The organism is Dolichospermum sp. UHCC 0260 (genome assembly GCF_009711985.1).
Taxonomy (GTDB): domain Bacteria; phylum Cyanobacteriota; class Cyanobacteriia; order Cyanobacteriales; family Nostocaceae; genus Dolichospermum; species Dolichospermum lemmermannii.
Genome location: NZ_VIKZ01000026.1, coordinates 34,168 through 47,991, shown reverse-complemented (window position 1 = coordinate 47,991; position 13,824 = coordinate 34,168). Strand labels below are relative to the sequence as shown.

Annotated in this window: 16 protein-coding genes; 9 read left to right on the top strand and 7 right to left on the bottom strand. The window is 40.7% G+C overall.

Going from position 1 to position 13,824, the window contains the following annotated elements:
- Positions 1 to 42 precede the first annotated feature (42 nt).
- From FJR08_RS12160 to FJR08_RS12150, 3 genes are all read right to left on the bottom strand, one after another.
- Positions 43 to 1,218: a DUF3086 domain-containing protein gene (locus FJR08_RS12160; RefSeq protein WP_015078873.1), complete on the bottom strand. Its 1,176-nt coding sequence runs from the start codon at positions 1,216 to 1,218 to the stop codon at positions 43 to 45.
- A 138-nt stretch (positions 1,219 to 1,356) separates the two neighbouring features.
- Positions 1,357 to 1,746, bottom strand: a complete 390-nt coding sequence (locus FJR08_RS12155) for a DUF3119 family protein (protein WP_015078874.1) — start codon at positions 1,744 to 1,746, stop codon at positions 1,357 to 1,359.
- A 58-nt stretch (positions 1,747 to 1,804) separates the two neighbouring features.
- Positions 1,805 to 2,584, bottom strand: coding sequence for an MlaE family lipid ABC transporter permease subunit (locus FJR08_RS12150; RefSeq protein ID WP_015078875.1), 780 nt, complete (start codon positions 2,582 to 2,584; stop codon positions 1,805 to 1,807).
- Between the two features lie 332 nt (positions 2,585 to 2,916).
- On the opposite strand from FJR08_RS12150, the gene FJR08_RS12145 reads away from it, so the two are divergent.
- The gene (locus FJR08_RS12145) at positions 2,917 to 3,213 is read left to right on the top strand and encodes a hypothetical protein (protein ID WP_168633352.1); all 297 of its coding nucleotides are present in this window, start codon (positions 2,917 to 2,919) and stop codon (positions 3,211 to 3,213) included.
- A gap of 482 nt (positions 3,214 to 3,695) precedes the next feature.
- Positions 3,696 to 4,517: a signal peptide peptidase SppA gene (gene sppA, locus FJR08_RS12140; RefSeq protein ID WP_168633334.1), complete on the top strand. Its 822-nt coding sequence runs from the start codon at positions 3,696 to 3,698 to the stop codon at positions 4,515 to 4,517.
- Between the two features lie 25 nt (positions 4,518 to 4,542).
- On the opposite strand, the gene FJR08_RS12135 is transcribed toward sppA, so the two are convergent.
- Entirely contained in the window at positions 4,543 to 4,689 is a 147-nt protein-coding gene (locus FJR08_RS12135) for a hypothetical protein (RefSeq protein ID WP_168633333.1), read from the bottom strand.
- Between the two features lie 30 nt (positions 4,690 to 4,719).
- Here FJR08_RS12135 and aroH point away from each other — a divergent pair, with 30 nt between their 5' ends.
- The 6 genes from aroH (at position 4,720) to FJR08_RS23240 (ending at position 7,499) form a co-directional block, all read left to right on the top strand.
- Entirely contained in the window at positions 4,720 to 5,133 is a 414-nt protein-coding gene (gene aroH, locus FJR08_RS12130) for a chorismate mutase (protein ID WP_168633332.1), read from the top strand.
- 40 nt (positions 5,134 to 5,173) lie between these two features.
- Positions 5,174 to 5,461, top strand: a complete 288-nt coding sequence (locus FJR08_RS12125; RefSeq protein WP_168502202.1) for a hypothetical protein — start codon at positions 5,174 to 5,176, stop codon at positions 5,459 to 5,461.
- Positions 5,462 to 5,571: 110 nt separating this feature from the next.
- Positions 5,572 to 5,784 (top strand): type II toxin-antitoxin system HicA family toxin, encoded by a 213-nt coding sequence (locus FJR08_RS12120; protein WP_015078880.1) that lies wholly within the window; start codon positions 5,572 to 5,574, stop codon positions 5,782 to 5,784.
- Positions 5,777 to 5,995, top strand: a complete 219-nt coding sequence (locus FJR08_RS12115) for a type II toxin-antitoxin system HicB family antitoxin (protein ID WP_015078881.1) — start codon at positions 5,777 to 5,779, stop codon at positions 5,993 to 5,995. The genes FJR08_RS12120 and FJR08_RS12115 overlap by 8 nt, the downstream gene beginning before the upstream one ends.
- A 368-nt stretch (positions 5,996 to 6,363) precedes the next feature.
- Entirely contained in the window at positions 6,364 to 6,813 is a 450-nt protein-coding gene (locus tag FJR08_RS12110; RefSeq protein WP_015078882.1) for a hypothetical protein, read from the top strand.
- A 2-nt stretch (positions 6,814 to 6,815) separates the two neighbouring features.
- Positions 6,816 to 7,499, top strand: a complete 684-nt coding sequence (locus tag FJR08_RS23240; RefSeq protein ID WP_015078883.1) for a hypothetical protein — start codon at positions 6,816 to 6,818, stop codon at positions 7,497 to 7,499.
- Between the two features lie 179 nt (positions 7,500 to 7,678).
- Here FJR08_RS23240 and crtR read toward each other — a convergent pair whose 3' ends face one another.
- Positions 7,679 to 8,563 carry a beta-carotene hydroxylase gene (gene crtR, locus FJR08_RS12100; RefSeq protein WP_168633331.1) on the bottom strand — a complete coding sequence of 295 codons (885 nt, stop codon included), beginning with the start codon at positions 8,561 to 8,563 and terminating at the stop codon, positions 7,679 to 7,681.
- Positions 8,564 to 9,105: 542 nt separating this feature from the next.
- On the opposite strand from crtR, the gene pyk reads away from it, so the two are divergent.
- The gene (gene pyk / locus FJR08_RS12095) at positions 9,106 to 10,875 is read left to right on the top strand and encodes a pyruvate kinase (protein ID WP_168633330.1); all 1,770 of its coding nucleotides are present in this window, start codon (positions 9,106 to 9,108) and stop codon (positions 10,873 to 10,875) included.
- A gap of 657 nt (positions 10,876 to 11,532) precedes the next feature.
- On the opposite strand, the gene FJR08_RS23235 is transcribed toward pyk, so the two are convergent.
- Together FJR08_RS23235 and FJR08_RS12080 are read right to left on the bottom strand one after the other, a co-directional pair.
- Complete coding sequence (locus FJR08_RS23235) at positions 11,533 to 12,636, bottom strand: hypothetical protein (RefSeq protein WP_217357512.1); 1,104 nt, start codon at positions 12,634 to 12,636, stop codon at positions 11,533 to 11,535.
- 28 nt (positions 12,637 to 12,664) lie between these two features.
- Complete coding sequence (locus FJR08_RS12080) at positions 12,665 to 13,729, bottom strand: hypothetical protein (RefSeq protein WP_015078888.1); 1,065 nt, start codon at positions 13,727 to 13,729, stop codon at positions 12,665 to 12,667.
- Between the last annotated feature and the right edge of the window lie 95 nt (positions 13,730 to 13,824).

Sequence of the window (13,824 nt, the reverse complement as noted above, 5' to 3'; positions counted from 1 at the left end):
AGTTGTTTTGCCAATCACCAATCACCAATCACCAATGACTAATTAAAAATCATCGTCAAAATTCCGATCTTTCATAGTTTTCGGGTCAGGGGCAAAAGCTAACCAGAGAGGGAATTGCAGTAAAGCTAAACTAATTTGTTCCTCAGAATCATCAATGATAATAAAAGGCATTTGATTGGCTGTAACTAATCTCTCGGCTTTTTGGGCTAAAGCTGTCGGTGCTTCAAATAATACCACTCCTCTGTCGGGGCCAAAATCAGGACGACCAATACCTAAACAATCTTGTAAACCGCGTCGCCATTCGCCTAAACGTTCTGGAGTATTTGCTAAAATCAGAGTTCGCACCCTGTCCCCATATAGTTGATGTAATATAGAAACTGCCGACGAAGCAATTAAAATATTCTGTAAGCGGCTACCCATTGTCCGCAAAGCACCCCGTCCACCTAAGGTAAATAACCAATTTGATAGTTTTTCGGCGTGAATTGGTTCAAAAGTCCGGCGTAACTGCCAGGGTGGTCCATAATAATCTGGCTGGTTACGATATTGGTCAAGCAAGCGGCGGATTTTTTTAGTAGTATCCTGAAACTGCTGTTGGCCAAGTTGTGGGGCTTCTAATTGTTCTTTAACAGGTTTTGCTTCTCCCTGTGGTGGTTTTTCCCGTTCTCGGACAGGTTGTACCAGTTGCATTTGTTCCGCCGCTGATGCCAAATCCTGTAAACTGCCTGTGAGATAGTCCTTAAAACCCTGTACCCGAATTGCTATATCTTGAGAAGTCCCCGCAAAAGTAGTCCGCATTTCATTGCGAATGCGTTCTTGACGACGTTCGAGTTGTTCTACAGAAATTTGTAAAGTTTGTTTGCGTTGTTCTAACTGCGATAATGACTCTTGGACAACTTGCGAAAGTGCGATTTGGGTTACACTTACTTGCTTCTGAAGGGTTTCATAAGTAATTTCCAATTGAGTAATTTCTGCTTTTAAGTCTGCTGACCTATGCTGCAACTGGATTACTTTTTGCGCTGGTTGTGTATATAGTGAATCTGCCGATTCTAATGCTGTTGTTTCTGTGGTTAATGACGTTACCAATTCACCAGATGCTTCAGCTTCTAATTCTAAATCAGCAGATGGTTTTTCTAGTATTTCATCTGTAGGAGGTTGCACTTCTATTTTTTCTAACCACTTATTTATGGTTTCTGGAGTTTGAGATTCTTCTGGGTTCATAAACAACAATATAAATTTTCAGACTTACTGAATTCAGCTATGAAATTCTCTTACTTTAATTTATGGCTGACACCGCACTATCAAAACTCTTCCCTTTGCGCCTTTGCTCCTTTGCGACTCTGCGCGAAACAACAAAATCTAATCAATGCGTGGACAACGTTCTTCTAAACAAGATTTTAAGGTTTTGGGGTCAAATAAAATTGGCAAAAAGTGAATACTGTTCACTTCTTTAAAATAGAACAAAATGGGAACTCGATTCCAGAATATTCGCCAATTTTGCCATTCTTGGTAAGGAAAACGCTTAATTAACTTTTCTCCTCTATAAAGATCAAAATCGGTAGCGGTAAATTGAAAGCGTAGTGTTACAGCTTGCAACATCAAAAACAAACCCAATAACGTCAATATTCCTCCCAACCAAGGTTGTACCAATAGTACGGGAATAGCGCCCAAGACTAAGACAACAGGAATATTGTAACTTGGCTTTAGTTCTACTGTTGATATGGTGTTAGGTGTCAATGAACTGGTCAAAATCTTTTCTCCTACTTACATAATTCGTAATTCTTAACGACTCTATCTTGCCTCTAAATCATTTTACTAATCCACTACCCGGACCCTGAAACATGACCCAAGACAGAAAGAAGTTGCTAATGAATATAACTAATAAGGCAGTGACAACAGCAGTTGTTGTTGATTGTCCCACACCTTTAGCACCTCCAGTAGTGGTTAAGCCCCAACTACAGCCGATAATGGCGATTAATACACCAAAGCAAGCAGCTTTAATCATAGCACTGCCAATATCCCAGATATCGAGAAAGTCACGCGCTGAGTCTAGAAATACTGTATCTGAAAGGTTGTAAATATGAGTGGCTATAAGCATTCCCCCAGACATTCCTGTAATTAAGGATAACAAAGTTAAAATCGGCAGCATGATGAAGCAAGCCAGAAGCCGGGGAATGACTAGATAATCAATAGGATCTGTTTTTAACATTAACAGAGCATCTATTTGTTCTGTGACTTTCATTGTGCCGATTTCTGCCGCAAAAGCCGAACCTACCCTTCCAGCTAAAACTACTGCTGTTAATACGGGGGTAAGTTCTCTCGTCAATGCTACTGCTAACACGCCACCAACGAGGTTTCCTGCCCCAAAATTGATGAACTCCCTTGCTACCTGAATTGTAAATACTGCACCCACGAATATGGCTGTTAATAGGGCAATAAAGAAGGAGTCGGGTCCAACTATTGCCAATTGTTCTAGGGTGTTCCGGCGGTGAATTTTACCTTGGATTAGGTGAAATAAGACTTGTCCACCTAAAAATATCGCGGCCAGCAATCGCTGACTCCATGTTTCTAAACTGGATTTAGCCATTGGTCACTGGTAGTGGGGAATGGAATTAACATTACTAATATGCAAATTATTAACTTAGTTTACGACTAGTCTCATAAAATTGAGCGAGTTTTTACAGTGTTTTTACTTCTAGTAAACTGCACACTGAGATACAAACCCTGATTATTTCATGGTTTTACAGATTTGAAACATCGCAAACACTCAATGCACCTTGAGTAACTATTACCAGTACAATTTAATGAAAACTTAAGATTCTTGACGAAATAAATGTTTGGGAGCGATCGCCAGTATTGTAGAGAGTGGCAGATAAATTTTCGGCTATCTCTCAAGTTACCCACTATCCCGGTCTCACAATGACTATTTTTAGTAACTTTTTTCGCTCTCTCGTCCTCACCACCATTTTTAGTTTTCTTGTCCCTGTCTTCTTCATTGGGGGTTTATTGGTGGTTTTATGCCTTTTTGGCTATGTCCCTGGGCTACAAGGGATAATTTCCGATGTCTCTATCCAAATTCTGTATTTTCTCGCCACTTTCGGCAGTGGTAGTTCCTTCAACGGTCTCTTGACAATTGGTCTGACTTGTGGCTTTGTCGGGGCGTTATTTGATATCTATGTTTATTACCGCTATCAAATTCTCCGCACTGACTCTTAAAAGTTAATAATGCATCAAATGAGTGTTGATGATTTACACAATCAAAAACAAGTAATCTTAACCAGTCGTAAATTTTAGCTAATTTTCCTAAAAGCTATTGGCCTTGGGCTGGAAAATTCTGTTTTTTAATGTCCTTATTTTCCCAAATGCTTGTGTAGTGCAGTGGTACGACACAATATTTTTAGATGTCTATATTTGTAAAAGCAAATATTTTTCAATACTTGTCTTTTGCTCCTTAAACATACCAAATAAAACTACACATCAAATCTAAAAATTTCCTAAAGCTTTTCAATAATGATCTAGCTGCTAACTTTTATTCATAGCCAGGAGAGGACAAAACAATTCAAAATAAAAAATTGTTACTCCCTGTCCCCTTCCCAAGCCCTAATTCCCAATCGGATTAAAGGTAAAGCCCGTTAGCTTCACCCTAGGCGTTCTATATTAAAGATATTCACAAAGATTAAAAAGTTATTTGATTGCCCATGATTTGGCCATTTAAGCCCAACTTTCGGAAACAAATTGCGCGGATTGAAGTTAGCGGTGCTATCGCTGGTGCAACCCGTAAGCACGTCCTAAAAGCCTTGAAAACCGTAGAAGAAAGTAAATTTCCCGCTTTATTACTACGCATTGATAGTCCTGGGGGTACAGTGGGAGACTCCCAAGAAATCTACAGCGCCCTCAAGAGATTAGCTAAAAAAACCAAAATTGTCGCCAGTTTTGGCAATATTTCTGCCTCTGGTGGCGTTTATATTGGTATGGGGGCAGAACATATCATGGCGAATCCAGGCACGATTACAGGCAGTATTGGGGTGATTTTGCGAGGAAATAACCTAGAAGTGCTGCTGGAAAAAATTGGCGTTTCTTTTAAGGTCATTAAGTCAGGACCCTACAAAGATATATTAGCTTTTGATCGGCAACTAACAGAACCAGAAGAAACTATTCTGCAAGACTTGATTGATTGTAGCTATCAACAATTTGTGGAAACGGTAGCGGAAGCTCGTTCACTGACTGTAGAAAAGGTAAAAAGCTTTGCTGACGGCAGGATTTTTACCGGACAGCAAGCCTTAGCATTGGGCGTTGTCGACCGCTTAGGAACAGAAGAAGATGCACGACGGTGGACAGCAGAATTAGTAGGACTTGATCCTGATAAAACTCTTTGCTATACGCTAGAAGAACGGAAACCATTTTTGAGTCGTGTTTTACCGGGAAGTCGTCAAGCTAAATCGGTTATTGGTGCGGGAATCAATTGGCTAGAATTTGAAGTTTCTACCAGTGGTTTACCTATGTGGTTATATCGTCCATAGTAAAGTTGTCATTGGTCATTAGTCATTAGTCATTAGAAGTAGGAAACAACTGACAACTGACAACTGACAACTGTACGGGCGAAGCATTTGGAGAACTATTTTTGGCAATGACCGATAATTTATCTTCCAAATGCTTCGCCCCTACTAACAACTGACAACTGATAACTAACAACTGACAACTGACAAAAGGAGGATTTTAGAAGTGGAATGGCAAATGCGAGCAATTCGGGGTGCAACAACCGTTGCAGAAAACAGCGTCGAAGCAATTCGAGATTCAGTGACAGAATTATTAGATGAATTGGAGCAAAGAAATCAACTCCAACCAGACGATATGATTAGTGTGACTTTTTCAGTAACAAAAGATTTAGATGCTATTTTCCCAGCAGCGATCGCTCGCAGTCGTCCTTTGTGGGATAGTGTAGCTATGTTAGATGTTCAACAAATGCACGTTGTAGGCAGTTTACCGCGCTGCATTCGCTTTCTAATTCACGCCAATTTACCAACTTCTACGCCAATTCACCACGTTTATTTACGTCAAGCGGCTAAATTGCGTCCTGATTGGAGTTTACCCCAAACGTTACAAACTTCACAGCACGTCGTGGAGACGAAAGTTTAAAATTAGCAGGTCAATAACATAATTAAAAGTTAGCGCATTCATGAGCTATTACAGTGGTGACGCGGCTGCTCAACCTGCTGCTATTGGTGGGAGTATTTTCACTCATCGGGGTACTGGTGTATGTGTGAAATTAGACGCTTTTTTAAATATTCTCACCAAAGGTGAAGAGCCGCTTGTCATTGTCACCAGTGAAGGTTATTTTACGAAAATATATAAGTATGTGACGGCGTATAAGGGTTTTGTGTTTTTCACAGAATCCTTAGATAAATTGGAATTTGGTAGCAATATTGAGGTGATTTATGCTCAGAGTTTAGGGACGGATATTTGAAGTGACAATTGACAAGGTAAAATATTGAAAATAACTATTTAACTGGAAAAATTTGGTTGTCTTTCAATATCTGACTAGATTGGCATATATAAGACTAATTTTGAAAAAAGATGCCAAAAAAAATTAGAGAGCTTAAGCAAATGCTTGTCCAGGCTGGTTTTACAGAACTACCAGGAAAAGGAAGTCATACTAACTGGATACATCCCCTATATTATGGAAAGGTAACGATTTCAGGCAAAGATGGAGCAGATGCTAAACGCTACCAAGAAAAGGAAGTAAAACAGGCAATTGAGTCAATAGTGGATAAGAAAGAAGATGAATAAACTCAAGTACCAAATGATAATTCAGTGGTCTGAGGAAGATAATTGCTTCTTAGTAGGATTCCCTGATTTTCCAGGACAAAAATGGCGCACTCATGGGGATACTTACGAGTTAGCCGTAACCAATGGAATTGAAGCCTTAGACTCTCTTATTATTGCTTACGAAGCTGCGGGTGATGCACTTCCAAAACCGACAGTTTGTAATGCGGCATAGGCAAGCATTGAAGTAAAATAACCCAACAATGCTGGTTGGGTTTTCTGACCTGGTTTTTGGGTTGATTAAATCATATTATTACGTATAATTACTGTATGTTACTAAGCCAATAGTTAATACATTATACTCACTGTTGTTGTCTTAAATACAAAATCGGGCGATCCTTGGTTACAGAATCCTTAGATAAATTGGATTTTGGTAGCAATATTGAGGTGATTTATGCTCAGAGTTTAGGGACGGATATTTGATAAAATAAATCAGATGGCGGATAAATATTAATCCCTTGCTGGTTATCATTTATATTCGACATTGTGTTAAAAAGATAATTAAAGCTTCTGCTGCTTTATCTAGCAGGAGTTTCAGCATATATGTCACTTTACTTAGGGCAGAGAAATCGTAACGGGTTAACCGATAGACAAATAGAATATTGTATTGAGGCTTGGCAAGTCTTATGTGGTGACGAGGATAGAATCCTAATTACAGATGAAGCCAATATAAATAGTTCTCGAACGCGTTTTGTAGAAGATAGAAATGTTGTTGATTTAGGAGCAGATGCTTATCCTGGAAATAACTCTAGTGCAAATTCTCGAATGTCTGTCCTTGCCTGTTTAGCTCACGAATTATCACATATGCAACGTTTTGATAGGGAATATAGGCGACCTTTGGATATGCCTGATATACTTATTGATGAAGCTGAAACAAGTTTGAATGCTTCTTTTCATATTGCGCTCGGTTCAAAAGATAGAGAAGACTTAATAGAAGATGCAAGAGATAGACTAATCGAATGGTTAGATAATCAATCCCAGTCAAGAGAATAACTATGATTACAAGAGTAGAGCCAAGTGGTGTAATCCTAAAAGATATCTGTGAGATTCAAACAGAAAAGTGTGTTGCCAAAGATTCACCAGCAGCTATTACGGCTGTTTGGTATTCTCCAGGACGTAAACAGGTTAATGTATGTCGCTCCTGTCTCGATGAAATGGTACGCAGGGGAGAATGGGAGGTTAAAGGTGCTAGGTTAAGTCCTCGCCCTGATATAACTATTTTTGATGCAGAAGGAAAAATTCAGCTAATAGCAGAAGTTAAGAAGATATCTCTATCCGCAACATCTGCCCAACTTCGGCGTGCAACTGAAATCAGACGTAATTTACTAGCACACTCAGCCATACGAAATACTCCCTTCTTTCTCATTGCTTTTCCTGATAATTTCTATTTATGGAAAGAAGAAACACCTGATAGAGATCACGAATCAGCAGACTATCAATTTAATGCCAAGAATACTATTAAAAACTATGCAGAGAAAAGACAAATTTCTCTAGAAGAAATGTCTCCACAAGAGTTTGAGTTATTAGTTTATGATTGGTTAAGAGATTTAGTTAATTCTCAAAGCTCCAAAGATAGTTTAGAATGGGCAACTACATCAGGACTTTATGATGCTATCAAAGATGGTTCAGTTGCAATGAATGTTACATTACCAGAAACATCACATTCTGTGTTGATTTAGTGTGTAAGAATAATAGCTTATACCCAATAAAAGTTTAATAATTCAGGTAAGGTGATAAGATCCCCGACTTCTGTGATCAATTTATTATTTATGGACAGAATAAATAAAAGAAGTCGGGGATCTGGGTATCAACAAGTATCACAGATGAATACTTACAACTTCAGATGTAGAAAAACACATCAATGGTGATGAAAATGAATACCTATGAAAACATCATAGACAAACTCAAAAAAGTCCTTCTTCTGCAATAACCCGGAAGTTTGCGGACTCCCCTTTTCATCCAACAACGGCTTCATCAAATAATAAGCTGGCTGGTAATTATACCAAGGAATCGAAGGCCAGAGATGATGAATTAAATGGTAATTCTGTCCCAAAATCAGGATATTGAGAACCTTACCAGGATAGACGCGGGCATTTTTCCAGCGATTTCGCTCCACAAAAGGACGATGTGGTAAATAATCAAAAAATAAACCCAAAGTTATTCCCACCAAAAAAGCGGGAATAAACCAAAAGTTAAGAATATAGCCCAAAAAATGATATTGGACAGAAATATAAACAATAGTAATGACAATTAAGCGACTAATAAACCATTCTAGTAGTTCATAATTCCGCCATAACCGTCTTTGAAAGAAAAATACCTCATGGTACAAAAATCTCACCGCAATTAACCACAGGGGACCGCCCGTAGAAACATAATGATCTGGGTCATCTTTCGGGTGATTAACATTACCATGATGTTGTAAATGTACTCTTGTAAATACTGGAAAAGCAAAAGCTAGAATTAAGGCACTACAATGCCCTAAGATAGCGTTAACAATGCGATTGCGATGGGCAGACTGGTGACAAGCATCATGAATCACCGTTCCTGAACAATGTAACGCCAGAGTATTTATACTAAAACATAACCAATCTGGCCATTCCCAACACCAATACCCAAAGTTGGATAAAACCAACATGATCACCACTACTAAAAACAGTAGTAACGTCGGGTTAAAATCACCAGGAGGTGATAAAAGTTCTTTTGGGGGGATTGTCAGTGGCTTTTGTGCCTCCGACGTGAGCATTACTAACTCCTTTAATAATCAATCTTTACGGATCATACTATTAATCTTAGTTAAGAGTAAAGTTATGTAAAGCAAGATTTATTCACAGTCTGGCTGCAGAATCAATAAATCAGGCTATGATTCTTTGCTAAACCAGCGCTGTAGACAAAAAACTCTCCCAGAAGCAGGTTGCCGATCAGATTAGTGTACGATATCAAATCTATACCATAATTACCTCTCTAACCGCTTATAACATTGATATAGCAGTTACTCAAAAAGAGAGTCCGTTTAATTCATACCAATTTGTAAAATGATGGCGATTAATGGAAAAATGGGTGTTGCTGATTTGAGGTATGAACGTGATTTTTAATGATGTGAAAACTCTTGTAGAGACGTTCCATGGAACGTCTCTACACCTCAATTCATACTTGGTTTCAGCAAGTCCGAAAAATGATTTGCTGATACAGTCAGTATTTCATCATCCAAAATCTCAAATTTCAAATGGTATGAGACAACATGACGATTAATTCCCAGGTAGATCCCAAAAATCTTGAACCCAGCCCATGACGAAATTAAGAGATTCTCAGCGCCGAACTAAAATTGTTGCTACTATTGGACCTGCTACCAGCAGCCCAGAAATGCTAAAAGCGATTATTGAAGCGGGCGCAACAACCCTGCGGCTAAACTTCTCCCATGGAACTCATGCTGATCATCAGCGTAGTATTCGGTTAATTCGGCAAACCGCTTTTGAACTAAATAGACCAGTAGCAATTCTGCAAGATTTACAAGGTCCAAAAATTCGCTTGGGGCGGTTTGAAACTGGCTCTATAATTCTAGCAAAAGGCGATCGCTTCACGTTAACAAATCGCCTCATCGAAGGAACACAGCAAATAAGCTGCGTTACCTACGATTACTTAGCAGATGAAGTTCCCGTTGGTTCAAATATCCTCCTCGATGATGGCAAAGTCGAAATGGTAGTAGAGGAAATTAACCGCGAAAAAGGTGATTTACATTGTCGGGTTACAGTTCCCGGTAAACTTTCCAACAACAAAGGTGTTAACTTTCCGGGAGTTTACTTATCCATTAAAGCCATGACCGACAAAGACCGCGAGGATCTGATGTTTGGTCTAGACCAAGGTGTTGACTGGGTAGCCCTTTCCTTTGTCCGCAATCCCCAGGACATTATCGAAATTAAAGAACTAATTTCCAGCACTGGCAAAAATGTGCCTGTGGTTGCCAAAATCGAAAAGCATGAAGCTATCGAACAAATGGAAGCAGTTCTATCTTTGTGTGATGGGGTGATGGTGGCTAGAGGTGACTTAGGGGTAGAATTACCGGCGGAAGATGTACCCGTACTGCAAAAGCGGCTCATTGCGACAGCCAACCGCTTGGGTATTCCCATCATTACCGCCACCCAAATGCTCGATAGCATGGTCAGCAACCCCCGTCCCACCCGTGCGGAAGTATCTGATGTCGCCAACGCGATTTTAGACGGTACAGACGCGGTCATGCTTTCCAATGAAACCGCTGTTGGTAGTTTTCCAGTGGAAGCTGTAGCTACTATGGCCAGAATTGCTGAACGGATTGAACAAGAAGAAACCCTCAACGCCAACTCCCGTCTGTCACGAGATAACAGGCGTTCTATTCCCAATGCGATTAGCCAAGCCGTTGGTCAAATTGCGGAAAATTTGGGCGCGGCGGCAATTATGACTTTGACACAAACCGGGGCTACAGCCCGCAACGTTTCTAAGTTCCGTCCCAAAACCCCAATTTTAGCCATCACACCTCATGTTAATGTGGCACGACAGTTACAGATGGTATGGGGAGTAAGACCGCTGTTGGTGCTGGAATTACCTTCTACGGGTCAGACATTCCAAGCGGCTATTAATGTTGCCCAGGAAAAAAACCTCTTAACTGAAGGTGATTTAGTCGTCATGACTGCTGGTACACTTCAAGGCGTTTCTGGGTCAACGGACTTGATTAAAGTAGAAATAGTCACTGCCGTACTCGGTCAGGGAATTGGTCTAGGACAAGGTTCTGTAAGTGGCCGCGCTAGGGTAGTTCATAATGCTATGGATGCCAGTAATTTCAACCCTGGTGATATTTTGGTGGCATCCCGCACTGGTGTTGATTACGTAGAAGCAATTCGCAAAGCCGGGGGGATTATTACTGAGGAAGAAAGTCTCACAAGTCACGCCGCTGTTATTGGTTTACGTCTTGGTGTGCCTGTGATTGTGGGTGTCAAGGAAGCGACACAGGTAATTAAGGATGGGGCGATTTTGACTTTGGATATGCAGCGAGGTTTAATTTACTCTGGTGCTGTGGGAACTTAAATTCAATCGCTAATCTAATAATCTCATAGCATTAGCACTGCCCCGACTATGAAACAGATAAGTGGAAGCAGTGCTTTTTATTGACACTCTGCGGTCTAAAGACACGCAGATTCTTTAAGACCTGCTTAAAAAGGATAGTCAATTATCCTCCTAGACGCTCAAGGCAACTACCAGTACGACAGGTATTGCAATTGCGCTTACTTTTGATTTTTTTTGCTGCTTTTGTGAGTCCATCAATTTTTAATGTTAAACGCTCCATGATTTACCATTGCTTGTTTACCCAGGCTACAGCTATGCCGAGACGAGATAAATCAGGGGTTTCTCCTTAATAAAACACTTCTTTGCGCTGATGGTTATTCCTACTTGCTAATTAATTCTATCATGTCACCGCGAATAAATTCGCCGTTGGCACTTCCTCCACTGTCTAAGAGGATGTTTGAAAAGTGGTATTCCGTAATTTTCATCACATTGCTACCCCCCTTTCCCCTATGCTTTGGGGGGAAACAATAAAAATCCAGTTCCCTCCCCTTTACAAGGGGAGGGTTAGGGTGGGGTAAAAAATATTTGATACATCAACCATAACTTTTCAAACACCCTCTAAAGCCAAGTGGCTTCCGTGCCTTTCGTTCTATTTGGTGATACTTTTGTGATAGAGTGCTATTGAACTGACTTTCTTAGTTCTTTGAGAACTTTACCAATACCAACGAAGTCGGTATCCTTATAAAGTTTCCTGAGATTTTCTGCCTCGCTGGTGAGAATAATGCCATTGTAGGCAACAATGGCATCGTTCAGCTTGTTGATATCTACATTTATTGCTGCACCAGATTGAGCAATAACAAGAATAGGTTTCAAAGCTTTAGTGCTGGCTACTAGCTGTCCTGATGTTGCTTGGGCTAGGGGCTGATTTGGTAAGGAACCTTGAGTAGAACCAAACAAACCTGTGAGAGATGTGACTAGTGCTGTTGCTAGTTGTGGGGAAATGCCCGCAGCAGTGAAGCTGTTTGTCAGAGCTACCGCAACTTGTTGTGACCCAGCACCGCCTGTCAGCAGTGAAGCAACGTTAGCAGCACTACCACCGCCTGTTGTACCACCGCCTGTTGTACCACCACCTGTTGTACCACCACCTGTTGTACCACCACCTGTTGTACCACCGCCTGTTGTACCACCATCTGTTGTACCGCCTGTTGTACCACCTGTTGTACCGCCTGTTGTACCGCCTGTTGTACCACCTGTTGTACTAAGAGCCTGAGTAATAGCAGCAGCCACCTGATTCACAGTAACCTGAACTTGCGGTGAAAGAGTGATCACAATAGAGTTTCCCGTTGCACCGTTTGTTACAGTGATACCAGGTGAAGTTGGTTCTACGGTTGCTGCTGAAACGGTAATTGTAAGTGATGCCGTAGTTGTGTCACCAGTTGTGCCACCAGTTGTACTAACCGCCGACAGAGTACCTGCTGTGGAAACACCAGTTGTAATGGCGGGTGAAACACCAGATATGATGGGAATGGTGATAGAAATTCCTGTTGCTGTTGTTGCTGTTACTGCTGGTGTTGTTGTTCCTCCTATCGTTGTTGTTGTTGTTCCTCCTATCGTTGTTGTTGGGGGCGTGGAAAAACCACTAGTTTGTGAAGCACCAGTAGCAGCACCACTGTCAACTCCAGCCGTACCTTTACTAACTTGGGCTTGGTTTGGTAATTGCCAAATAACGGATAGTACAGGACTAAGACTGAGGGCAAAAAGGAGATTTCTGATTTTCAACATGATAATGATTCTTTAAATATTGAAGTGTTTATTTAGGCAAGAAATTGAAACCATAACCTACACTCAAGGAGAATACTGTGCCGCCTGCGGTGTTCTCAGTGAGATCCGAAGCTTGGGCTGTAATTGTTAAGGGTAAAGTCGGCACAGGAACAAAGGAAGCCCCAACGTTGAAACCAATTCCACTCCAACCTAGACCTACACCTACTTGGGGATGAACTTGCACACCTGCTCCAGCAAATACACCCGTACTGGCATTACCTTGCCTGAAATCGCCACCCCCAGCCCCTAGTGAGAAGGAGATAGGCATTTTATTAACAGGATCATTAGGCTTTAAAAGGGAGTAAGTTGTTACCACGCCATAAACGCTGGAAGGTCTAATAGGTTCAATACTAGCTTCAGTCTTATACTGAGCAAAGGTTTTCCAGCCAGCAGCTACACCGACTTGATTGGTTCCTTTGGCATAGACAATGCGGTGAGCTTTGAGGTCAAAAGTTCCATTACTACCAAATCTTTTGATACTACCGTTGTTGAAGGATAATTCCAAACCAACTGTTTTTTGGGAATTTCCTAAGCCAAAACCGAGACTGGTACTTCCGTCTATATCATTTAGACTGTTACCTCTCGTACCAGCGGTTGCCCCTGATGCTCCTATAAAAGCGTCACCCATGTTAGCTCCGAAGGCACTGGGAGCAGCAAAACTGAGTCCGGGTGGGTAAGTTGGCTTAGGTAATACTATCTTGGCTTTGATTAGGGGTTCAACTAATAACTCTTGGCGGATTTTATTGAGATCATTGGTATCACTGTCGGCATTTTGGGCAATTAGTTGTTTTTGCCCAGGAGTAGATTCAACCTTTGGTTTTAAGTCTGCGGCTGTGAATACTTGTTTGGTATCGGCTAAAGAAGTGGTTGTTGTCGTTTGATCTGTAATTAATTCATTATTGAGATTTGCTGCTACCATGTCATCTGCCGCAGATGCGGAATTAACTGAGATAGTTGTTCCCAGCAGTAAGCTTGGTAAGGTTAGCCATAAACTCAAGTAGACAAAATGTCTTAAATAATTGACTAGTCTAATGGAATGCTTTTTTATCTTCAAAATATTACTCCTCACAAGATGTTATGCAGTGGCAAAAATCTATAAACAGATATAGCTAGGTACAAAAAAATGTTTAACTCTGACTGAATTAACAT